Origin of the sequence: Pseudomonas sp. QLc11A (assembly GCF_052112305.1) — a bacterium.
Lineage (GTDB): Bacteria > Pseudomonadota > Gammaproteobacteria > Pseudomonadales > Pseudomonadaceae > Aquipseudomonas > Aquipseudomonas laurylsulfatiphila.
Map to the genome: position 1 here is coordinate 134,883 of NZ_JAVAJJ010000010.1, position 22,028 is coordinate 156,910.

Annotated in this window: 16 protein-coding genes; 9 read left to right on the plus strand and 7 right to left on the minus strand. The window is 60.9% G+C overall.

Annotation, left to right across the window (positions count from 1 at the left end; genetic code table 11):
* Window positions 1-598: 598 nt before the first annotated feature.
* The 3 genes from Q8X48_RS16300 to Q8X48_RS16310 form a co-directional block, all read right to left on the minus strand.
* A complete protein-coding gene (locus Q8X48_RS16300) occupies window positions 599-1,498 on the minus strand; it encodes a hydroxymethylglutaryl-CoA lyase (protein ID WP_407801158.1) in 900 nt (299 codons plus the stop codon).
* 149 nt (window positions 1,499-1,647) lie between these two features.
* Window positions 1,648-2,049, minus strand: a complete 402-nt coding sequence (locus tag Q8X48_RS16305; protein WP_007980992.1) for a MerR family transcriptional regulator — start codon at window positions 2,047-2,049, stop codon at window positions 1,648-1,650.
* Window positions 2,050-2,254: 205 nt separating this feature from the next.
* Window positions 2,255-3,184, minus strand: coding sequence for a LysR family transcriptional regulator (locus tag Q8X48_RS16310; protein WP_007970503.1), 930 nt, complete (start codon window positions 3,182-3,184; stop codon window positions 2,255-2,257).
* A gap of 165 nt (window positions 3,185-3,349) precedes the next feature.
* On the opposite strand from Q8X48_RS16310, the gene Q8X48_RS16315 reads away from it, so the two are divergent.
* Window positions 3,350-4,579, plus strand: coding sequence for an acyl-CoA dehydrogenase (locus Q8X48_RS16315; RefSeq protein WP_015094355.1), 1,230 nt, complete (start codon window positions 3,350-3,352; stop codon window positions 4,577-4,579).
* A 135-nt stretch (window positions 4,580-4,714) separates the two neighbouring features.
* On the opposite strand, the gene Q8X48_RS16320 is transcribed toward Q8X48_RS16315, so the two are convergent.
* A complete protein-coding gene (locus tag Q8X48_RS16320; RefSeq protein ID WP_407801159.1) occupies window positions 4,715-6,055 on the minus strand; it encodes a substrate-binding domain-containing protein in 1,341 nt (446 codons plus the stop codon).
* Window positions 6,056-6,252: 197 nt separating this feature from the next.
* Window positions 6,253-7,065: an exodeoxyribonuclease III gene (gene xthA / locus Q8X48_RS16325; RefSeq protein ID WP_007970500.1), complete on the minus strand. Its 813-nt coding sequence runs from the start codon at window positions 7,063-7,065 to the stop codon at window positions 6,253-6,255.
* 306 nt (window positions 7,066-7,371) lie between these two features.
* Here xthA and Q8X48_RS16330 point away from each other — a divergent pair, with 306 nt between their 5' ends.
* The 7 genes from Q8X48_RS16330 (at window position 7,372) to Q8X48_RS16360 (ending at window position 18,686) form a co-directional block, all read left to right on the plus strand.
* On the plus strand, window positions 7,372-8,022 hold the full coding sequence (locus Q8X48_RS16330; protein ID WP_095966520.1) for a GNAT family N-acetyltransferase: 651 nt from the start codon (window positions 7,372-7,374) through the stop codon (window positions 8,020-8,022).
* Between the two features lie 78 nt (window positions 8,023-8,100).
* A complete protein-coding gene (locus Q8X48_RS16335; protein ID WP_407801160.1) occupies window positions 8,101-9,828 on the plus strand; it encodes an autotransporter assembly complex protein TamA in 1,728 nt (575 codons plus the stop codon).
* A complete protein-coding gene (locus Q8X48_RS16340; protein ID WP_407801161.1) occupies window positions 9,825-13,493 on the plus strand; it encodes a translocation/assembly module TamB domain-containing protein in 3,669 nt (1,222 codons plus the stop codon). The genes Q8X48_RS16335 and Q8X48_RS16340 overlap by 4 nt, the downstream gene beginning before the upstream one ends.
* 293 nt (window positions 13,494-13,786) lie before the next feature.
* Window positions 13,787-14,260, plus strand: coding sequence for a MarR family winged helix-turn-helix transcriptional regulator (locus tag Q8X48_RS16345; RefSeq protein WP_407801162.1), 474 nt, complete (start codon window positions 13,787-13,789; stop codon window positions 14,258-14,260).
* Window positions 14,257-15,726: an efflux transporter outer membrane subunit gene (locus Q8X48_RS16350; RefSeq protein WP_407801163.1), complete on the plus strand. Its 1,470-nt coding sequence runs from the start codon at window positions 14,257-14,259 to the stop codon at window positions 15,724-15,726. The genes Q8X48_RS16345 and Q8X48_RS16350 overlap by 4 nt, the downstream gene beginning before the upstream one ends.
* Before the next feature lie 15 nt (window positions 15,727-15,741).
* A complete protein-coding gene (locus Q8X48_RS16355) occupies window positions 15,742-16,944 on the plus strand; it encodes an HlyD family secretion protein (RefSeq protein WP_407801164.1) in 1,203 nt (400 codons plus the stop codon).
* Window positions 16,945-17,153: 209 nt separating this feature from the next.
* On the plus strand, window positions 17,154-18,686 hold the full coding sequence (locus tag Q8X48_RS16360) for a DHA2 family efflux MFS transporter permease subunit (protein ID WP_407801165.1): 1,533 nt from the start codon (window positions 17,154-17,156) through the stop codon (window positions 18,684-18,686).
* Window positions 18,687-18,811: 125 nt separating this feature from the next.
* On the opposite strand, the gene lpxH is transcribed toward Q8X48_RS16360, so the two are convergent.
* Window positions 18,812-19,564: a UDP-2,3-diacylglucosamine diphosphatase gene (lpxH, locus tag Q8X48_RS16365; RefSeq protein ID WP_407801166.1), complete on the minus strand. Its 753-nt coding sequence runs from the start codon at window positions 19,562-19,564 to the stop codon at window positions 18,812-18,814.
* Complete coding sequence (locus Q8X48_RS16370) at window positions 19,561-20,064, minus strand: peptidylprolyl isomerase (RefSeq protein ID WP_095966512.1); 504 nt, start codon at window positions 20,062-20,064, stop codon at window positions 19,561-19,563. Before Q8X48_RS16370 ends, lpxH begins: the two co-directional genes overlap by 4 nt.
* A 251-nt stretch (window positions 20,065-20,315) precedes the next feature.
* Here Q8X48_RS16370 and Q8X48_RS16375 point away from each other — a divergent pair, with 251 nt between their 5' ends.
* Window positions 20,316-22,013: a glutamine--tRNA ligase/YqeY domain fusion protein gene (locus tag Q8X48_RS16375; protein ID WP_407801167.1), complete on the plus strand. Its 1,698-nt coding sequence runs from the start codon at window positions 20,316-20,318 to the stop codon at window positions 22,011-22,013.
* Window positions 22,014-22,028 lie beyond the last annotated feature (15 nt).

The window sequence follows — 22,028 nt, forward strand, 5'->3', positions numbered from 1 at the left end:
AGCCCGCTCCCACAGTTTTGATCGAGGAAAACCTGAATGCCAGACAGCACAAAGGGGAGCCGAAGCTCCCCTTTAATTTGTCGTTGCGCGTGCTCTTTTTTTATTATTGAGGGTCGGTCTGTTTTTGTTTTTGGCAACCGTTGCCCTTTACCGCTGTTTTTGGCGATCCCCATCCGGGATCAAGAGCAAACGTATTTTTTTGAGCGCTGATCTGCTTTTTCGCTGAGCGATCCAACCAGTACGGGAGCTACCTGAAGGTAGTTTTATTATTCTCTGTCTGATTGCGGGTCACTTCGAAAAGCACCCTGAAAAGCACATCTTCTCCAAAAAAATCTGTTAGCTACGTCTCTGCCGTGTTGTTTTTGTTATGTCAGAGTCGTTACGTCTTGTTTTTATTAGGGTTGCTGCAATTTTTTTATTCTTGTTATGCGATAGATATAGCAGGAGCCGTGCCAACTTTTTAAAAGCCTTTAAAATCAATGTTTTGCGGTTTTGTAGGGTTTTTGGCCTCAGGCAAAACCCTACATTTTGTTTCCGTGTTACTCGCTTGCGCCCACGTTTGAGTCTGCGCGGTAACACCCGGACACACTCAGCGCACTCACTGTGCGCTGCGGGCCCTGGCCACGCGGGAACCGGTCGGGCGACCCAATACGCTGCAAATCTGTTGACCGGCGAGCATCAGGGCGTCGAGGTCGATTCCGGTGTCGATACCCAGGCCGTTCAGCAGGTAAACCACGTCTTCGGTCGCGACGTTACCGCTGGCGCCCTTGGCATAGGGGCAGCCGCCGAGACCGGCGATGGAGCTGTCGAACACCGAGATACCTTCCAGCAGGCTGGCGTAAATGTTGGCCACGGCCTGGCCGTAGGTGTCGTGGAAGTGCCCGGCGAGTTTTTCACGGGGTACATCCTTTGATACCACTTCGAACATTTTCCGCGTCGCGCCAGCGGTGCCGGTGCCGATGGTGTCCCCCAGCGAGACCTCGTAGCAGCCCATGGCATAGAGCTCGCGAGCGACCAAAGCGACTTGCTCCGGGGGAATGTGACCTTCATAGGGACAGCCCAGCACGCAGGACACGTACCCGCGCACGGTCACTCCCTGTTGTCTGGCGGCCTCCATGATCGGCGCGAAACGCTCCAGGCTTTCGCTGATCGAGCAATTGATGTTGCGCCGGGAAAACGCCTCGGACGCTGCGGCGAACACGGCCACTTCCTTGACCCCGGCGGCGAGGGCATCTTCAAAACCGCGCAGGTTGGGAGCGAGCGCGCCATAGACCACACCCGGTTTGCGCTGGATCTGCGCGAAAACCTCGGCGGAGCCGGCCATCTGCGGCACCCACTTGGGCGACACGAAACTGCCGACTTCTATATAGCCGAGCCCGGCTGCGGTCAGTGCATCGACCAGTTGCACCTTGTCGGCAACACTGATGGGTTGGGCTTCGTTTTGCAGGCCGTCGCGCGGGCCGACTTCGACAATGCGTACGTGGGAGGGGAGGGACATGGGCTTCGACCTGTGCTGATTGTTCGGAGAAGCCTGTAGGAGCGAGCTTGCTCGCGATGGGTTCTCAGGCACCGCGTTTATCCAGCAAACACGCGTTATCGTTAACGACCATCGCGAGCAAGCTCGCTCCTACAGGGGGCGGTGTGGATTTACTGAATTGATTCCTGGCTTTTGAGGGTCTGCTCCAGCGCTTGTACGCAGCGCTCTTCGGCAGTATCGAGCTCCAGTTTCATCTGTTCGATGTCCAGCAACTGTTGTTCCAGCTGCTCACGGCGCTCGCTGATTTTCGCCAGCATGCTGTGCAGCTGTTTGGTGTTACCGCTGGACGGATCGTAAAGCTCGATCAGCTCGCGGCATTCAGCCAGCGAGAAACCGATGCGTTTGCCCCGCAGGATCAGCTTCAGGCTGACTTTGTCCCGGGGCGAGTAAATGCGTTCCTGACCACGGCGCTCGGGGCTGAGCAGGCCTTGCTCCTCATAAAAGCGAATGGCGCGGGTGGTGATGTCGAGCTCGCGGGCGAGGTCGGAAATGCTGTAGGTCTGGCTGCTCATGGAAGCGCTCGCAAAAGGTCATGGCGCTAAGCTAATGGCAGGTTGACGTTTACGTCAAGGGGCGTGAATTTTCAGTGTTCTTGCTGGCCCCTTCGCGAGCAAGCCCGCTCCCACATTGGATCTTCAGTGGACACAAAACTGGTGCCCTGCACAGATCCCTGTGGGAGCGAGCTTGCTCGCGATGGGGGCACCCCGGTATCAAGCCCTACACCTTCTCGAGCTTCTTCTCCTGCGCCGTCACCTGCTGGCACAACTCGATCATCTGCTCGCGCATCCAGCGGTTCGCCGGGTCCTGGTCAGTGCTTTCGTGCCAGTAAAGGTGGGTTTCCACTGGCGGCACATCGTTGACCGGCAGATAAAAGGCGTGCAGGTCGTTGCGGCGGGCGAAACGTTCCGGCACGGTCATGACCATGTCCGTCTGCTGCAACACCTGCGAGGCCATCAGGTAATGCTGGGAACGCAGGGCGATCTTGCGCTGGATGCCCATCTTGCCCAGTGCCAGGTCGACATAACCGAGGCCGCTGCGGCGGCTGGAAATATGGATGTGGGTCAGGCTGAGGTAATCATCCAGCGTGAGTTTTTCCTTGCCCGCCAGCGGATGCCCCTTGCGCATGGCACACACGTAGCGGTCCTCCATCAACTTGACGTGACGCACCTGTGGGTCGGTGTTGAGCGGCGCATCGACCGCAAAGTCCAGGCGGCCGGCCGCCAGTTCCTTGGTGGTCTCGCGGCGTTTGGACAGAAAACTCTCGATGATCACCGTCGGCGCCAGGCGGCGCAGGCGCTGGAACAGCGGCGGCAGGATCACCGCTTCGGTGAGGTCGGTCATGCTGATGCGATAGGTCTTGACCGCTTGCTGCGGGTTGAAAATGCGGCTTTCCTGCACTGACACGCGCAGCAGTGAGAGCGCATTGCGCACCGGGCCGATGATGTTCTGCGCCATGGGCGTCGGCACCATGCCCTGGGCCGTGCGGACGAACAGCGGGTCGTTGAAGGTCTCGCGCAGGCGGGCCAGAGCGTTCGACACCGCCGGTTGAGTGATGCCGACAATCTGCCCGGCACGGGTCAGGTTGGCTTCGGTGTAGATCGCGTCGAAGACGATGAAAAGGTTGAGATCGACCTTGCTCAGATTCATTACGCGGCTCTCTTATTGTGTGGGCGGGCTGACCTTGACGATCAGCCGATCATATATCGGTGATGAATGTTTATACACGCCGAGAATAGGCTAGGTAAATTTTCATGGCTGTTCTAGCATCGATTGCATGATCTAAACAACCTCCCCCAAGAAGGTATCTCGCTCATGGATTTCGCTTATTCGCCCAAGGTTCAGGAACTGCGTGAGCGCGTAACAGCGTTCATGGACACCTACGTTTATCCCGCCGAAGCCGTGTTCGAGCGCCAGGTCGCCGAGGGCGACCGCTGGCAGCCGACCGCGATCATGGAAGAACTCAAACTCAAGGCCAAGGCTGAAGGGCTGTGGAATTTGTTTCTGCCTGAGTCTGAGCTCGGTGCCGGTCTGACCAACCTCGAATACGCGCCGCTGGCGGAAATCATGGGCCGCTCGCTGCTGGGACCTGAGCCGTTCAACTGTTCGGCACCGGACACCGGCAACATGGAAGTGCTGGTGCGTTATGCCAACGAAGAACAGAAGCAACGCTGGCTCGAACCCTTGCTGCGCGGCGAGATTCGCTCGGCATTCGCCATGACGGAACCGGACGTGGCCTCCTCCGACGCCACCAACATGGCCGCCCGTGCGGTGCGCGATGGTGATGAGTGGGTGATCAACGGCAAGAAATGGTGGACCTCGGGGGCTTGCGACCCACGCTGCAAAATCCTGATTTTCATGGGGCTGAGCAATCCGGACGCGCCACGCCACGCCCAGCACTCGATGATTCTGGTGCCGGTCGATACCCCCGGCGTGAAGATTGTGCGTCCGCTGCCGGTGTTCGGTTACGACGATGCGCCCCATGGTCACGCCGAAGTGCTGTTTGAAAACGTCCGGGTGCCGTACGAAAACGTCCTGCTGGGCGAAGGACGCGGCTTCGAAATCGCTCAAGGTCGCCTTGGTCCGGGCCGGATTCACCACTGCATGCGTTCGATCGGCATGGCCGAGCGTGCGCTGGAACTGATGTGCAAGCGCTCGGTGAGCCGTACGGCATTCGGCAAGCCCTTGGCGCGGCTGGGCGGTAACGTCGACAAGATCGCCGATTCGCGGATGGAAATCGACATGGCACGCCTGCTGACACTGAAGGCGGCGTACATGATGGACACCGTTGGCAACAAAGTGGCCCGCAGCGAGATCGCGCAGATCAAGGTCGTCGCGCCAAACGTTGCGTTGCGGGTGATCGACCGGGCGATCCAGATCCATGGCGGGGCAGGGGTTTCCAACGATTTCCCGCTGGCCTACATGTATGCGATGCAGCGCACCCTGCGCCTGGCCGACGGCCCGGACGAAGTACACCGTGCGGCGATCGGCAAGTTCGAAATCGGCAAGTATGTGCCGAAAGAGATGATGCGTAGCGGGCACTAAGACCGCGTCATCGTTCTTCGCGAGCAGGCTCGCTCCCACAAGGGAATTCTGTGGTCACAGATAGTGTGTTCACTGAAGATCCACTGTGGGAGCGAGCCTGCTCGCGAAGGCGTCCGTACATTCACCACAGCACGTTCAATACACCCAAACCTCAACCCGCCGATTCTTGATCCTTCCCTCATCGGCGCTATTGGCCGCCACCGGCATCTGCGCTCCAAACCCGCGAATCTCGCGAAACACCACACCGCTTTTCACCAACTCCCGCCTTACCGCCATGGCCCGCAGCTTCGACAAAAGATCGGCACGCGCCGGGTCGCTCTTGGCATCGCCAAAGCCCACCAGTGTTACCTGGCCATTGGTTTTGTCGTGCTGCTTTATATAGTCGAGCACCCGGGACAAGTCTTGTTGCGCCTTGTTGTCCAGCGTTGCGCTGCCTTCTTCGAAACGAAAGTTGACCGACAAACGCTGTGCGTGACGGCTCAGAGCCTGATAACCCTCGGGCATCAACGCATTGGGTGTCACGGTCATGGCCTGGACGGTCTGGGCGATGAAACCGTTGGCGGCGACAATCGCTTGTCCTTTACTGCTTTGGGCAAACGCCGCCAGTGCATCGGCCCAAGGGTTCTTTGCGTTCGGTGGCAGATAAAAAAACAGTCGGCGGGACAGCGGATAGTCTTCCGTGGCAATCAGGTTGTTCAGTGGCGGCATGGCTTGTGATTGCCCATCGACAATCGCCACGGCTTTGGCCTGGCGCACGTAGGGCAGGCCGATAAAACCAATGCCTTGTGGGTCTGCACTCACGGCGTCGGACAGTTGTTCACTGGATTCGAAGCGTTTCGCCGTGCTGCTGAGACCTTTCCCGCGATCACTCAGGACCAGTTCCTTGAAGGTGTCGTAGGTACCGGACTGATCATCCCGTGCATACAGATGAATCGGCCCGCCGCGGCCGCCGATGTCTTCCCAGGTTTTGACTTCGCCACTGAAAATGCGCGCCAGTTGCTCGGTGCCGAGTTGAGTCAGCGGATTGTCCGGGTGAAGGATGATGGCCAGGCCGTCGATGGCGATGACTTGTTCGGCACCCGGGCTTTTCAGATCGCCCAGGGATGCAAGGCTCACCCGTTCGCTGTCCTTGATCGGGCGCGATGAGGCGGCGAGGTCGGCATTGGCGGCTTTCAGGGCGGCAAAACCGGTGCTCGAACCGTGGGCTGCGACTTCAACGACAACCCGGCTGCCCTGATCGGTTTCACCCACGATGCGCAGTTCGTTGGCGGTAGCCAGGGTTTCGCGGTGAATCCTGCGCAGGCCCTGTTCGCCCAGCAGGCCTTCGACCAGCGCCGGCCCCAGGGCCGCGCCGATGGTGTTGGAGCCCTGAATGCGCAGCACCGGGCCTTGTCCGGATGTCGGCAAATTGCCGGCAGCCGCCAGGTGTGGCAAGCCGAGGCACAGCATCAACGGGAACAACACGCGCAGCATCATGCCGGCACCTTATATAGCCAAGGGAGGTGTCGGGAGATTAAGTCAGTAAGGTTTCCGAAAAATGACAGGTTGCAGTGATGGTCCCTTGTGGGAGCGAGCTTGCTCGCGATAGCGGTGGTTCAGTGACAATGATGTCGACTGACACTCCCTCATCGCGAGCAAGCTCGCTCCCACAGGGGATTGTGGTTGGTCCTGGTTCAGCTCAACTCAAGCCAGATCGGCGCATGGTCCGAAGGTTTTTCCATGCCGCGCAGTTCGTAGTCGACACCGGCGGCCTTCACACGCGGCAGCAAGCCGTGGGAGGCGAGGATCAGATCGATGCGCAGGCCTCGCTTGGGTTCGTCTTCGAAGCCACGGCTGCGGTAGTCGAACCAGCTGAAGGTGTCGGTCACGTCCGGGTTCAGGTGACGGAAACTGTCGACCAGGCCCCAGTTCTTCAGGCGGGCCATCCACTCGCGCTCTTCCGGCAGAAAGCTGCATTTGCCGGTCTTCAGCCAGCGCTTCATGTTGTCCGGGCCGATGCCGATGTCGCAGTCTTCCGGGGAAATGTTCACATCGCCCATCACCACCAGCGGCTGGTCGTTCTTGAACTGGCTTTCCAGCAATTGCTGCAAGTCGCCGTAGAAACGCTCCTTGGCCGGGAATTTGGTCGGGTGGTCGCGGCTTTCGCCCTGTGGGAAATAACCGTTCATGATGGTGACCGGGACACCGTTGGCGTCGGCGAAGGTGCCCCAGATGAAACGCCGCTGGGCATCTTCTTCATCGGTGGCGAAACCTTTATGCAGGGCCAGCGGTTCCTGGCGCGAGAGCAGGGCGACGCCGTAATGGCCTTTTTGCCCGTGGAAATACACGTGGTAGCCCAGCGCCTGCACCTCGGCCAGCGGGAACTGCTCATCGTGGACTTTGGTTTCCTGCAAGCCGATCACATCGGGCTGGTGCTTTTCGATCAGCGCCGCCAGCTGATGGGGACGGGCGCGCAGCCCGTTGATGTTGAAGGAGACGATCTTCATGGTCGGCAGTCCTGGCAAAAGGGCGATGCTAGCTGACATGGGGGAATCGGGCCAGTGTGGGGTGAGGGGATTGAGTTTTGCCTGTCAGTCTTGTGTGGGCAGTGATGGCCTCATCGCGAGCAGGCTCGCTCCCACAGGGAATGGACACGGCCTGTACCCTTGTGGGAGCGAGCCTGCTCGCGAAGGCGATTTCATTGCCTACACTGATTGCGGATCTTTAAGGAACTGTGTCAGCGCCGATCAGCTCGTAACAACAGTAACAACAGAAGCGCAGCCATCCGAGCTGTGCCGGGGAGATCAACCGTCATGCCCGAAACCTCGACCGCCATCGCCGATATTCACATGCTCGACAGCGGCTATGCCCGTGAAGCCCGTTCGCTGCTGTACCAGGCTTATCGACACGAACCGACCTTCGGCTATCTGTTCGAAGCTGAACGCCCCGGTTACGAACAGCGGGTTCGCGCCACGGTGCGCGAACTGGTGACCCAGCATTTTCTCCAGGACCTGCCGGCCATCGGTCTGCTGGTCAACGACCGCCTGATCGGCATCGCCCTGATTGCGCCGCCGCAACGTCGCCTTGGGGTCACCGAAAGTTGGGCGTGGCGCCTGCGCATGGTGCTCAGCACGGGATTTCGCTGCACCCGTCGCTACCTCGAGTATCACGCTGCCGTGGAGGCCTGCGTGCCGAACGACTCGGTGCACGTCTTGCCGTTGCTGGGGGTTCACCCGCAGTTCCAGGGCCAGCATTTCGGCGAACAATTGTTGCAAGCCGTGCACAACTGGTGCGCGGTGGATGAACACTCACAGGGCGTGATTCTCGACACCGGGAACCCTCGCTATCTGGAGTTCTATAAGCGTCAGGGCTATGAGGAAATCGGTGAAGTTGCCGTTGGGCCGGTTCGCGAACACGTGTTTTTTCACCCCAATCCCCAGGTGTTACAAACAGCAACGGCTTAGATCACGAACTTTCCGGACATGTCAGGCTCTATCACGCTTCCATGTTCATGAACCATGCTCGTGATAGCATCCGCGCCTATGAAGTTTCCAGGAAGATTTACCAGTGGCGTGCTCATGCTGTTATCCAGCTGCACGGCGCTGGCGCAAAGTGAATTGGATGTGCGGATCAAACCGTCCAACGATGAACTGAAGGCCAATATAGAGGGCTATATCGGCAGCCTCGGCGATCGTGACGAAGAAGCCTTGCAGCGCTTCAGTCGTGGCGCCGAGGAGCAGGCGCGCAAGGCCGCCCAGGCCTTGGGTTATTACCAGCCGCACATCGACAGCGAAGTGAAGGGCGGCGAAAAGCCACGCCTGGTGTTGAAGGTCGACCCCGGCGAGCCGGTGCACTTGCGCAATGTCACGGTGCGAGTCGAAGGACCCGCGGCGTCCCTCAAATCCTTTCGAATCCCCAAAAGCGACGCGCTCAAGCCCGGTGCCGTGCTCAACCATGGGCATTACGAGGACGCCAAGCGCCTGATCCAGAACCAGGCTTCGCGTTATGGCTTTTTCAGCGGCCGTTTCACCCGTTCGACACTGTCGGTCGACCCGCGGGCCGGCGTTGCCGATATCGAGCTTATCTATGAAAGCGGTCCGCGCTATTCCTTGGGCAGGGTCAGTTTCGAGGGCGATACGCCGTTCGATGACGAACTGCTGCAACGCATGGTGCCCTTCAAGGCCGGTACACCTTACGACTCGGAGCTGATTGCCGAACTCAATCAGAACCTGCAATCGAGTGGCTACTTCGAAGGCGTGCGCGTGGACGCAGCACCCGCGGCGTCAAAAGAGAATGCGATCCCGGTAGACGTCAAGCTCGAAACCCGCAAGCCACGGACCATGGGCCTGGGCCTGGGTTTCTCCACCGACGTCGGCCCAAGGGCCAAGGCCAACTGGACCCGGCACTGGGTCAACCCACAAGGGCACAGTTATGGCTGGGAAACCGAAGTCTCGGCACCCCGGCAAAACGTCGGGCTGTTCTACGACATTCCGCTGGACCCGCCCCTGACCGACAAACTCCGTTTTGCCGGTGGCTACCAGAATGAAGAAATCGCCGATAAGGAAAGCCACAGCAAGTTGCTGACCCTCGGTCCCGAGTGGCACAGCAAACTGCCCAGCGGCTGGCAACGGGTGGTGTCGCTGAAGTGGCAGCGCGAAGATTACCAACTGGGCGATGACTCGGGACTCAGCACCTTGCTGATGCCCGGTGTGAGCTATTCGTACCTCAAAAGCGACAACCGCATCGATCCGCACAACGGCTATCGCCTGCAATTCGAATCCAAGGTGGCCAAGGAGGGGCTGGGTTCCGACAGCAACCTGCTCTATGGCACGGCATTGGTCAAAGGCCTGACCACGGTGTTCGATAAGCACCGCTTCCTCGGACGGGTGCAGGTCGGCGGCAGTGCCACCAACGGCTTCAAATCGGTACCGCCATCGTTGCGCTTCTTCGCCGGTGGCGATCAGAGCGTGCGCGGCTACGACTATCAGAGCCTGTCCCCGGAAAACTCCGACGGCGATCGCATCGGTGGCCGCTACATGGTGGCCGCCAGCGCGGAGTACCAGTATTCGGTCGCCGAAAAATGGCGGATAGCGACCTTTGTCGACCAGGGCAACGCCTTCAACACCCTCGAACTGCCGAACCTCAAGACCGGGGTCGGTATTGGCGTGCGCTGGGTATCGCCGGTGGGGCCGATCCGCCTCGACCTGGCCCATGCGCTGGACGACGATGGCGGCATTCGACTGCACTTTTCCATGGGGCCTGAGCTGTGAAGCGTGGTTTGAAAGTAACGCTGCTGGCAATAGCCGCACTGTTGATGCTGGTTGTCCTGACGCTGGCCACGGTACTTGGCACGGCGACGGGCAGCCGCTGGGCGTTGGGCTTCGTACCGGGGTTGACCCTGGACAGTTTCCAGGGCCGGCTGGGCGGGCAGTGGAGTGCCGACCGGGTGCTGTGGCAGCAGGACACCAGTCGGATTGAACTGAACCAGGTGATTTTCGCCTGGTCGCCGTTGTGCCTGACCCGTATGACCTTGTGCATCGAGCAATTGCAGGCCGACCAGGTCAGCCTGACGTTCCCGCCGGGTTCCGAAGAGCCGGGCACTGGCCCGATTACCCTGCCGGAACTGAAGTTGCCGCTGGCCATCGAGTTGGGAGACGTCAAGGTCGGCAGCCTGCTGTTCAACGGCAGTGAAGAGCTCAAGGGTTTGCAGCTGGTAGCACACTGGACCCCTGAGGGCATGCAGATCGATTCCGTGCATTTGCAGCGCGATGACCTCAGCCTGAACCTGTCCGGCTCGTTGCAACCGATCGGCAATTGGCCGCTTCATGCGCAAGGCAAGTTGACCCTGTCGACCCCCGCGCCGTGGGAGCTGGCGCTCAAGATTGATGGCGACCTGCTGAAAACCCTCAATCTCAGAGCCGACAGCAGCGGTTACCTCAACGGGCAACTGACCGGCGAGCTGCAACCGCTGGTGGACAACCTGCCGGCCAAGGTGCGGATCACCGCTGATGGCTTCAAACCCGGTGCCGATCTGCCGGACACCCTGCAACTCAATCAGCTTGAACTCAGCGGTGCCGGCGACTTGAAGAACGGCTATGCGCTGCTCGGCAAAGCCACGCTGCCCGCCGAGCAAGGGCCGGTCGCCCTGGCGCTGCAAGGCAAGGTCGACGCCAACGGCGCGCAGATCGCCGCGCTCGACCTGACCGCCAACGACAAGCAAAGCCTCAAGCTCACAGGGCTTGTGGATTGGAGCAAAGGCCTGAGCGCCGAAGCGAAAATCGACTGGCTGGACTTCCCCTGGCACCGTCTCTATCCCTTGATCGACGAGCCGGAGGTGGGGTTGCGCCGCTTCACCGGTGAGGTGTCCTACACCGACGGCAAGTACCTCGGTCATTTTGACGCCGCGGCGGATGGTCCGGCGGGCGCCTTCACCCTGGCCAGTCCGTTCGCCGGCGACCTGACGAAAATCTACCTGCAACAGATTCAACTCCAGGCCGGGCAGGGCAAGGCTGAAGGGCATCTGAACCTGCAGTTCGCCGACGGCATTGCCTGGGACACCGCGCTGGACCTGTCGGCGATCAACCCGGCGTACTGGGTCGCAGAGTTGCCGGGCACGCTGGCGGGGCCGTTGCGCAGCACGGGCGAACTGAAAAACGAAGTGCTCAGTCTCAATGCCGACCTGGACCTCAAGGGCAAACTGCGCGGTCAGCCGGCGGTGATCCAGGCCAAGGCCGATGGCCGTGGTGAGCAATGGAACCTCAACGCCCTGCAGGTTCGCTTGGGCGAGAACAGCATCAGCGGCAAGGGCAGCCTGCAACAGAAACTCGCCGGGCAGATCGATCTCAAGCTGCCGCGCCTGGCCCAGCTCTGGCCGGAGCTGCGCGGCCAGCTCAATGGCCGCGTGGATGTCGCCGGCACACTCAAGGCGCCCCAGGGCAAGCTTGACCTGCAAGGCTTGCAATTGGTTTTCCAGGACAATCGCCTGCAAAGCCTGAACCTGGACGCCACGCTGGACAGTGCGCAACGGGCGAAAATCGACCTCAAGGGCAGCGGCATCCAGGCCGGTGACACCTCGCTGGGAACCCTGACCGCCAGTGGCCAGGGCGACATCAAGAACCAGAAGCTGAGCCTCGATCTGCAAGGGCCGAAGCTGAAACTGGCGCTGGGTCTGGACGGTGCGCTGGATAAAGGCAATTGGCGTGGACGCCTGGCCAGCGGTGATATCCAGGCCGGTGGCCAGGACTGGAAGCTGCAAGGGCCGGCGAAACTCGAGCGCCTGGCGGACGGCAAAATCAACTTCGGTGCCCATTGCTGGGCATCCGGCCAGGCCAGCCTGTGCGGGGAAGACTCGCGCCTGATGCCCGAGCCGAAGCTGCGTTATCACCTCAGGCAGTTCCCGATCGACAGCCTCGCGCAGTGGTTGCCGAAGGATTTCGCCTGGCAGGGCCGACTCAATGCCGATCTGCAACTGGACCTGCCGGCCAGTGGCCCCAACGGCCAGGTCAGCGTCGATGCCGGCGGCGGCACATTGCGCATCAAGGAAAAGGATCAGTGGCTGGACTTCCCGTACCAGACCCTGAAGCTCACCAGCAAACTCACGCCCAAACGTATAGACACCGAACTCAATTTCGTCGGCGGCAAACTCGGCGAACTGATGGTGCAGGCGCAGCTCAATCCGTTGCCGAAGAACAAACCGTTGAGCGGCTCGTTCCGCTTGAGCGGGCTGGACCTGTCGGTGGCGCGACCGTTCGTGCCGATGGTCGAGAAGCTGACCGGGCGCCTGAATGGCAGCGGCACGATTTCCGGCGGACTTTTGGCGCCGCAGGTCAATGGCAGCCTGCAACTCAGTGACGGCGAGGTAACTGGACCTGAGTTGCCGATGGAGTTGCAAAACCTGCACGTTCAGGCGCTCATTGCCGGTGAAAGCGTGCAACTGAACGGTGGCTGGAACAGCGGCAAGGCCGGGCAGGGCAGCTTGAACGGCAACATCGCCTGGGGTCAGGCGCTGGTGGTGGATCTGGCGCTCAAGGGCACGCAATTGCCGGTCACCGTCGAGCCTTACGCCAAGCTTGAAGTCGCACCGGACCTGAAAATCTCGATGAAGGGCGATGAGTTGGCCATCGCCGGTAAAGTGCTGGTGCCCAGGGGCGAAATCACCATTCGTGAATTGCCGCCGTCGACGGTCAAGGTTTCCGATGACACGGTGATCGTCGGTCAGCAGACCGAGGAGGGCAAGCCACCGCTGGCGATGAAGATGGACATTGAAGTGCTGGTCGGCGAGGACAAGCTGAGCTTTGCCGGGTTTGGCCTGACGGCGAATGTGCAGGGGCATGTGCACATCGGCGACAACATGGACACCCGTGGCGAGCTGTGGCTCAACGACGGGCGTTACCGCGCCTATGGCCAGCGGCTGTCGGTGCGCCGGGCACGCTTGCTGTTTGCCGGGCCCATCGATCAGCCGTACCTGGACATCGAAGCCATTCGCAAGACCGACGACATCATCGCCGGCATTCGTTTGAGTGGCAGCGCCGAACAACCGACCACGCAAATCTTTTCGGAACCGGCGATGAGCCAGGAGCAGGCCCTGTCCTATCTGGTGCTCGGGCGTCCGTTGAGCAGCAATGGCGAAGACAACAACATGCTCGCCCAGGCGGCCCTCGGGTTGGGCTTGATGGGCAGTTCCGGTGTGACCAGCGGCATTGCCAAGAACCTGGGCATCCAGGACTTCCAGCTCGACACCCAGGGCAGCGGCGACGCTACCAGTGTGGTGGCCAGCGGCAATATTTCCGAGAAGCTCAGCCTGCGCTACGGCGTCGGCGTGTTCGAACCGGCCAACACCATTGCCCTGCGCTACAAGCTGAGCAAAAGGGTCTACCTCGAAGCCGCGGGCGGCGTGGCCAGTTCGCTGGACATCTTCTACAAGCGGGATTTCTAGGTCCCGTTCTCCCATCCGGGTGCGGTCCCTGTGGCGAGGGGGCTTGCCCCCGTTGGGCCGCGAAGCGGCCCCAAAACCTGCAACCTCATTTCTCCTGAAACCCTGCAACACGAAAAGCGAGGACTGCTCCGCAGCCCAACGGGGGCAAGCCCCCTCGCCACAGGTGTTGTGGCAATTCCCGACACCATTTATCAACTATTTACAAAGCATGCTAACTATTGCGTTGACATTCGCTGCCTAGGCAGTAACATTTAGACATACATTCACTGCCTAGGCAGCTAACGGGTGGTCAGATGAAACATTTCTCTCCAGACGATTTCCACAATTGCCATCTCGGCCTGCTGCTCGGACGCGCCGCGCTGCTCAAGGACCGGATCATCGACACCCACATGGAACCCCACGGCATCACCGCCGCGCAGTTCAAGGTGTTGATCATCATGGCCCAGTACGGCGTCGATTCGCCGGGCGAGTTGTGCCGTCACCTGTCCCTGGACAGCGGCTCGATGACGCGCATGCTCGATCGTCTGGAACAGAAGGGGTTCCTCGCCCGCCAACGCTCCGAGGCGGATCGCCGTCAGGTGCAGTTGGTACTCACGGAAGACGGCCAGAAGCTCGCCGGGCTGTTGCCGCACATCGGCACCGAAGCCATGAATGAACTGGCCGGTGCCATCACTCCAGATGAGCTGAAAACCCTGGAGATGATTCTGAAGAAGATTTTGGTAGCAGCCGGTGACTCGATCACCCTGCTGCGGGTAGGTGACAAATGAGCAGTAAACCCTTGCGTGCCGGCTTGAGCCTGGTGCTGCTGGCCATGAGCCTGGCCGGTTGCGCCAGTTACAGCGGCCTGAAAACCGAAGGTGTCAGCCTCGATGCGAAAAGCCTAAAGGCCGGGCAATCCCTCGGCGGCGTGACCCTGTCGCCGGCCGCCTGGCCGAAAAGCGACTGGTGGAAAAGCCTCGGCGACCCGCAACTCGACGGCCTGATCCGCGAGGCCCTGCGCGACAGCCCGGACATGCAGATCGCCGACGCCCGTGCCCATCAGGCCAGTGCTGCCGCTTACGCCGCCGACGCCGCGCGGATGCCGACCCTGGATGCCAGCGCCGGTGTCAGCCGCTCGCGCCTGGCCCGGGACCAGGACCCGCTCGGACAGGGTGACGCGTACGCCACCCTTCGCAATATCAGTACCAACTTCAACTACAACTTCGACCTGTGGGGCGGCCAGCGCGATGCCTGGGAAGCGGCCCTCGGCCAGGCCCGTGCCGCCGAAGTCGACCAGCAGGCCGCGCAACTGACCCTGGCTGCCGACGTCGCCCGTGCCTACAGCGATCTTGGTCAGGCGCATATCGTGTATGACCTGTCCAACGAAGACCTCAAGCGCACCCGGCAAATGCTCGAGCTGAGCCAGCGGCGCCTGACGGCCGGGATCGACAGCCAGTACCAGTTCCAGCAGACCGAAAGCCTCGAAGCCACCTCCCAGGCCAATTTGATCGACGCGGAAAAGCGCCTGAACAGCGCGAAGATCGCCCTTGCGGTGCTGCTCGGCAAAGGTCCGGACCGCGGCAATGAAATTGCCCGGCCGAACATTCTTCAGCCGAGTGCGGTAGCGCTACCTTCGGTGTTGCCGGCCGAGTTGCTCGGACGTCGCCCGGACCTGGTGGCCGCGCGCTGGCGGGTCGAGGCGGCGAGCAAAAGCATCGACGCCGGCAAGACCCGGTTCTACCCCAACCTGAACCTCAGCGCCGCAGCTGGCGCCGAGTCCTTGTTGGGCGATGCGATGTTTGGAACGGCCAGCCGCTTCTTCAACATTGCACCGACGATCTCTGTGCCGATTTTCGACGGTGGCCGCTTGCGCGCCGACCTCGATTCGCGCGACGCCGACTACGACCTCGCGGTGGCGCAATACAACAAAAGCCTGGTGAAGGCGCTGGGGGATGTCAGTGACAGCGTCAACCAGCTGCGCGATATCGGCCGGCAGATCGCTGCCCAGCAGCATGCCACCGACATCGCCCAGGATTCCTACAACACCGTGGTCCAGCGTTACGGTTCCGGCATCGGCAACTACCTGGACGTGCTCAGCATCGAGCAGCAATTGCTCCAGGCCCAGCGCCAGCTGGCCAACCTGAATGCCGAGCAGATCGACCTGTCGATCCAGCTGATGCAGGCGCTGGGCGGCGGTTTCCAGCCTGAGGTCGTTGCCTCGGCCAACGCCACGCCAGCCACGCTGACCCACTAATTCAAGGTACTTGTCATGGCCACTGCCGATACAACTCAACCTCCGGAAAACACCCAAGGCAACCCCAACTCGGGCAAGCGCAAGTTCATGTTGCTGGTCCTGGCTGCCGCCGTCGTGCTCAGCGGCGCGGGTGTCTGGGCCTACCACGAGTTCTACGGGCGCTGGAGCGAAAGCACCGACGATGCCTATGTGAACGGCAACGTGGTGGAAATCACGCCGCTGGTCACGGGCACCGTGGTCAGCATCGGCGCAGACGATGGCGATCTGGTGCATGAAGGCCAGGTGCTGGTGAACTTTGACCCGAACGACGCCGAAATCGGTCTGCAAAGCGCCCGGGCCAATCTGGCGCGTACCGTGCGTCAGGTGCGTGGCCTGTACAGTGATGTGGATGGCATGAAAGCCCAGGTCAATGCGCAGAAAGCCGAAGTGCAAAAGGCCCAGGACAACTTCAGCCGGCGCAAGAACCTCGCTGCCGGCGGGGCGATTTCCCAGGAAGAGCTGTCCCACGCCCGCGACGACCTGACCTCGGCGCAAAACGCCCTGGCCAATGCCGAACAAAAGCTCAAGACCACCAGCGCGCTGGTCGATGACACCGTGGTTTCTTCGCACCCGGACGTGATGGCCGCCGCCGCACAACTGCGCCAGGCCTACCTGAACAACTCACGCAGCGTCCTGATTGCACCGGTCACCGGTTACGTGGCCAAGCGTTCGGTGCAACTGGGTCAACGCGTGCAACCGGGTACCGCGCTGATGGCGGTGATTCCGCTGGATCAGCTGTGGATCGACGCCAACTTCAAGGAAACCCAGCTGCGTGACATGCGCATTGGCCAACCGGTGGAGATCGAGACGGACCTGTACGGCAGCAGAGTGAAATACAGCGGCACCATCGACAGCCTCGGCGCCGGCACCGGCAGCGCCTTTGCCCTGCTGCCGGCGCAGAACGCCACCGGCAACTGGATCAAGATCGTGCAACGCGTGCCGGTGCGAGTCCACGTCAACGCCGAGGAGCTGGCCAAACATCCGCTGCGGGTCGGCCTGTCGACCATGGTCGATGTGGACCTGCACGACCAGAGCGGGCCGGTGCTGGCGCAACAGCCGCCGCAGAAGGCTTCGTTCAGCACCAACGTCTACGACCGTCAGCTGGCCGAGGCCGACGCGATGATCACCCGGTTGATCCACGACAACAGCGCCGCGGTCAGCAAAACCGCGCAACGCTGAAATGCCATTACCTGGACCCTGTGGGAGCGGGCTGTGGCGAGGGGGCTTGCCCCCGTTGGGCTGCGAAGCAGCCCCAAAATTTCCAATGTATCGAAGATCTTGTGGGTGCTGCGCACTCAAACGGGGCGATGCGGCGTTCCGACAAGCCCCCTCGCCACAGTTCGCTCCCACAGGGTTAGCTGCGCCCAACTGGTTTCAAAGGATTCGCGATGAGCAATAACGCGTCTTTCACACCGCCAAGCCTGTTACTGAGCACCATCGGCCTGTCGCTGGCGACCTTCATGCAGGTGCTCGACACCACCATCGCCAACGTGGCGTTGCCGACGATCTCCGGCAACCTGGGTGTGAGTTCGGAGCAGGGCACCTGGGTCATCACTTCGTTTGCGGTGAGCAATGCCATCGCCTTGCCGTTGACCGGTTGGCTCAGTCGGCGTTTTGGCGAGGTGAAGCTGTTTGTCTGGGCGACGCTGCTGTTCGTGCTGGCCTCGTTCCTGTGCGGGATTTCCACCTCGATGCCCGAGCTGGTGGGCTTCCGGGTGCTGCAAGGGGTGGTGGCGGGGCCGTTGTACCCGATGACCCAGACGTTGCTGATCGCGGTCTATCCGCCGGCGAAACGGGGGCTGGCCCTGGCGTTGCTGGCGATGGTCACGGTGGTCGCGCCGATTGCCGGGCCGATCCTCGGCGGCTGGATCACCGACAGCTACAGCTGGCCGTGGATTTTCTTCATCAACGTGCCGATCGGCCTGTTCGCGGCATGGGTGGTCACCCAGCAGATGAAAAAGCGCCCGGTGGTCACCAGCCGCCAGCCGATGGATTACGTCGGTCTGATCGCGCTGATTATCGGTGTCGGGGCGCTGCAGATCGTGCTCGACAAGGGTAACGATGCCGACTGGTTCGAATCGAGCTTCATCGTGATCGGCAGTGTGATTTCGGTGGTGGCCCTGGCGTTCTTCGTGATCTGGGAAATGACCGATGAACATCCGGTGGTCAACCTGCGTCTGTTCGCCCACCGCAACTTCCGCTACGGCACCATTGTGTTGATCCTGGGCTATGCCGGGTTCTTCGGGATCAACCTGATCCTGCCGCAGTGGCTGCAGACACGCTTGGGCTACACCGCGACCTGGGCCGGTTTTGCCGTGGCACCGCTGGGGATCCTGCCGGTGTTGCTGGCCCCCTTTGTTGGCAAATACGCACCGAAATTCGACATGCGGTTACTGGCGGGCGGGGCGTTCCTGGCCATTGGCCTCAGTTGCTTCATGCGCGCCGGGTTCACCAATGAAGTGGATTTCCAGCACATCGCCATGGTGCAGCTGTTCATGGGGATAGGCGTGGCGCTGTTCTTCATGCCGACCCTGACCATCCTGCTCTCGGACCTGCCGCCGAGCCAGATCGCCGACGGTTCCGGGTTGGCGACGTTCTTGCGGACCCTGGGCGGTAGTTTCGCCGCGTCGCTGACCACCTGGATCTGGATTCGCCGTGCCGACCAGCACCATGCCTACCTGACCGAAAGCATCACCCCGTTCGACCCGGCGACCCGCGAAGCACTGAGCAACCTGGGCGGGGCGGGGGCCAAGGCCTATACGCAACTGGATCAGATGGTGATCAGCCAGGCGTACATCATGTCCACGGTGGATTACTTCACCTTGCTGGGCTGGATGTTCCTGGGGCTGATCCTGATCGTGTGGCTGGCCAGGCCGCCGTTTACGGCGAAGGCCGGGCCTGCGGCGTCTGCCGGGCACTAACAAACACTGCAGAACCCCTGTGGGAGCGAGCTTGCTCGCGATGGCGGTGGATCAGTCAACAGAGATGTTGAATGTTAATCCGCTATCGCGAGCAAGCTCGCTCCCACAGGGATCTCCTACAGCCTTCAGTTCGCGGGTGCTGCCAGTTGCGGCGGCGGGGTGAAGTCGAACGGCGCCAGCGCAAACCCTTGCTCATCCACCTGCAACGCCCAACCCTGACGATCCCAATCCCCCAGCACAATGCGCCGGGCTGCCTGGTCGCCCAACTGCAACTTGTGGATCGCCGGACGATGGGTATGCCCGTGGATCAAGGTCTTCACCCCGAACTCCTGCATGATCCGCGGAATCTCTTCGGGCGTGACGTCGACGATGTCATTGGCCTTCATCCGCACCTGGGCACGGCTTTCACTGCGCAGTTTGCGTGCCAGCTTGTGCCGGGTGCGCAAGGGCAGGTTGCGCAGGATGAACAGGGTGATCGGGTTGCGCAGGTAGCGGCGCAGCTTCATATAGCCTTCGTCGCGAGTGCACAGGCTGTCGCCGTGCATCAGCAGCACCGGCTCGCCGTTGAATTGCACGACACTCGGGTCTTTGAGCAGGGTGCAGCCGGCCTGCTTGCAGAAGGCCTTGCCGAGCATGAAATCACGATTGCCGTGCATCAGGAAAATGGCCGTGCCGCTGTCGCTGAGGTCGCGCAGGGCCTGGCAGATGGAACGCAGGAAGGGCGTCATGGCGTCGTCGCCAATCCACACCTCGAAAAAGTCGCCCAGGATGTACAACGCACTCGCCGAGCGGGCGCGTCCGGCGAGCAAATCCAGAAACGCCCGGGTAATGTCCGGGCGCTCCTCTTCCAGATGTAAATCTGAAATCAGCAATATCACTCAATGATCTCGGCTTTCTCGATGATCACGTCGTCTGCCGGAACGTCCTGGTGGCCGGACTTGGAAGTGGTGGCCACGCCTTTGATCTTGTCGACAACGTCGGTGCCGGCGGTCACTTTACCGAATACCGCGTAGCCCCAGCCTTGAACGTTCTTGCCGCTGTGGTTGAGGAAGCTGTTGTCCGCCACGTTGATGAAGAACTGTGCAGAAGCCGAATGCGGCTCCATGGTGCGGGCCATGGCGATGGTGTACTTGTCGTTGGAAAGACCGTTGTCGGCTTCGTTCTGGATGCTTGGACGCTTGTCTTTCTTTTCTTTCATGCCTGGCTCGAAACCGCCGCCCTGGATCATGAAGTTGCCGATGACACGGTGGAAAACGGTGTTTTCGTAGTGACCGGCTTTAACGTACTCGACGAAGTTGGCCACGGTGATCGGGGCTTTGTCGGCGTTCAGTTCGAGGACGATGTCGCCGAAATTGGTAGTCAGTTTGACTTGGGTCATGATCGTTACTCACTAAGGGAATTCGTGGTTTTGGAACATTCCGTCCCGCAACCGGTTCAGCCTGTCTCGGCCAAGGTGCGCAGTTTAGCGTGACAGGCACGAATTTCGAGGCAGTTTTTTCATTTGCGGCCCATTAAATGCGACGGTTTACAGAGTGCGCTCTGTCAGGCACTTGACGGCATCGGCTATGATAGCGGCTTTGTTTTGTCCGGCCTTCATTACGGCCACGCACTTGTACGTTCAAGGATCCTATGAGCAAGCCCACTGTCGACCCTACCTCGAATGCCAAGACCGGCCCTGCCGTGCCGGTCAACTTCCTGCGGCCGATCATCCAGGCAGACCTGGACTCGGGCAAGCACACGCAAATCGTCACCCGTTTCCCGCCTGAACCCAACGGCTACCTGCACATCGGTCACGCCAAGTCGATCTGCGTGAACTTCGGCCTGGCCCAGGAGTTCGGCGGCGTCACGCACCTGCGTTTCGACGACACCAACCCGGCCAAGGAAGACCAGGAATACATCGACGCGATCGAAAGCGACGTCAAATGGCTGGGCTTCGAGTGGTCCGGTGAAGTGCGCTACGCCTCGCAATATTTCGACCAGTTGCACGACTGGGCAGTGGAGCTGATCAAATCCGGCAATGCCTACGTCGATGACCTGACCCCGGAGCAAGCCAAGGAATACCGTGGCAGCCTGACCGAACCTGGCAAGAACAGCCCGTTCCGCGACCGCAGCGTCGAAGAGAACCTGGACCTGTTCGCCCGCATGAAGGCCGGCGAGTTCAAGGACGGCGCACGGGTGCTGCGGGCCAAGATCGACATGGCCTCGCCGAACATGAACCTGCGCGACCCGATCATGTATCGCATCCGTCACGCTCACCACCACCAGACCGGTGACAAGTGGTGCATCTACCCGAACTACGACTTCACCCACGGTCAGTCGGACGCCATCGAAGGCATCACCCACTCGATCTGCACCCTGGAGTTCGAAAGCCACCGTCCGCTGTACGAGTGGTTCCTCGAGCACCTGCCGGTTCCGGCCAACCCGCGCCAGTACGAGTTCAGCCGCCTGAACCTGAACTACACCATCACCAGCAAGCGCAAGCTCAAGCAACTGGTCGATGAAAAGCACGTCAACGGCTGGGACGACCCGCGCATGTCCACGCTGTCGGGTTTCCGCCGCCGTGGCTACACGCCGAAATCGATCCGCAACTTCTGCGAAATGATCGGCACCAACCGTTCCGACGGCGTGGTGGACTTCGGCATGCTCGAGTTCAGCATCCGTGACGACCTCGACCAGAGCGCCCCGCGTGCCATGTGCGTGCTGCGTCCGCTGAAAGTCGTGATCACCAACTACCCGCAAGGCCAGGTCGAGAACCTCGAACTGCCGTGCCACCCGAAAGAAGACATGGGCGTGCGCGCTTTGCCGTTCGCCCGTGAAATCTACATCGACCGTGAAGACTTCATGGAAGAGCCGCCGAAGGGCTACAAGCGCCTGGAGCCGGCCGGTGAAGTGCGTCTGCGTGGCAGCTACGTGATCCGCGCCGACGAAGCGATCAAGGACGCCGATGGCAACATCGTCGAACTGCGCTGCTCGTACGATCCGGACACCCTGGGCAAGAACCCGGAAGGCCGCAAGGTCAAAGGCGTGATCCACTGGGTGCCGGCCGCGGCCAGCGTCGAGTGCGAAGTGCGTCTGTACGATCGTCTGTTCCGTTCTCCGAACCCGGAGAAGGCCGAAGACAGCGCCAGTTTCCTGGACAACATCAACCCTGACTCGCTGCAGGTACTCACCGGTTGTCGTGCTGAGCCTTCGTTGGGCAATGCACAGCCGGAAGACCGTTTCCAGTTCGAGCGCGAAGGTTACTTCGTCGCCGATCTCAAGGACTCGAAACCAGGTCAGCCGGTATTCAACCGTACCGTGACCCTGCGTGATTCGTGGGGCCAGTGATTCAGCGTCAAGGGA

Excerpts from the sequence above, each read along its gene's own strand:
- Q8X48_RS16355 (WP_407801164.1), top strand. The coding sequence starts at position 15,742 with ATGGCCACTGCCGATACAACTCAACCTCCGGAAAACACCCAAGGCAAC.
- Q8X48_RS16370 (WP_095966512.1), bottom strand. The coding sequence starts at position 20,064 with ATGACCCAAGTCAAACTGACTACCAATTTCGGCGACATCGTCCTCGAA.
- Q8X48_RS16345 (WP_407801162.1), top strand. The coding sequence starts at position 13,787 with ATGAAACATTTCTCTCCAGACGATTTCCACAATTGCCATCTCGGCCTG.
- Q8X48_RS16350 (WP_407801163.1), top strand. The coding sequence starts at position 14,257 with ATGAGCAGTAAACCCTTGCGTGCCGGCTTGAGCCTGGTGCTGCTGGCC.
- Q8X48_RS16300 (WP_407801158.1), bottom strand. The coding sequence starts at position 1,498 with ATGTCCCTCCCCTCCCACGTACGCATTGTCGAAGTCGGCCCGCGCGAC.
- Q8X48_RS16330 (WP_095966520.1), top strand. The coding sequence starts at position 7,372 with ATGCCCGAAACCTCGACCGCCATCGCCGATATTCACATGCTCGACAGC.
- Q8X48_RS16360 (WP_407801165.1), top strand. The coding sequence starts at position 17,154 with ATGAGCAATAACGCGTCTTTCACACCGCCAAGCCTGTTACTGAGCACC.
- xthA (WP_007970500.1), bottom strand. The coding sequence starts at position 7,065 with ATGAAGATCGTCTCCTTCAACATCAACGGGCTGCGCGCCCGTCCCCAT.
- Q8X48_RS16305 (WP_007980992.1), bottom strand. The coding sequence starts at position 2,049 with ATGAGCAGCCAGACCTACAGCATTTCCGACCTCGCCCGCGAGCTCGAC.
- Q8X48_RS16375 (WP_407801167.1), top strand. The coding sequence starts at position 20,316 with ATGAGCAAGCCCACTGTCGACCCTACCTCGAATGCCAAGACCGGCCCT.
- Q8X48_RS16335 (WP_407801160.1), top strand. The coding sequence starts at position 8,101 with ATGAAGTTTCCAGGAAGATTTACCAGTGGCGTGCTCATGCTGTTATCC.
- Q8X48_RS16315 (WP_015094355.1), top strand. The coding sequence starts at position 3,350 with ATGGATTTCGCTTATTCGCCCAAGGTTCAGGAACTGCGTGAGCGCGTA.
- Q8X48_RS16320 (WP_407801159.1), bottom strand. The coding sequence starts at position 6,055 with ATGATGCTGCGCGTGTTGTTCCCGTTGATGCTGTGCCTCGGCTTGCCA.
- Q8X48_RS16310 (WP_007970503.1), bottom strand. The coding sequence starts at position 3,184 with ATGAATCTGAGCAAGGTCGATCTCAACCTTTTCATCGTCTTCGACGCG.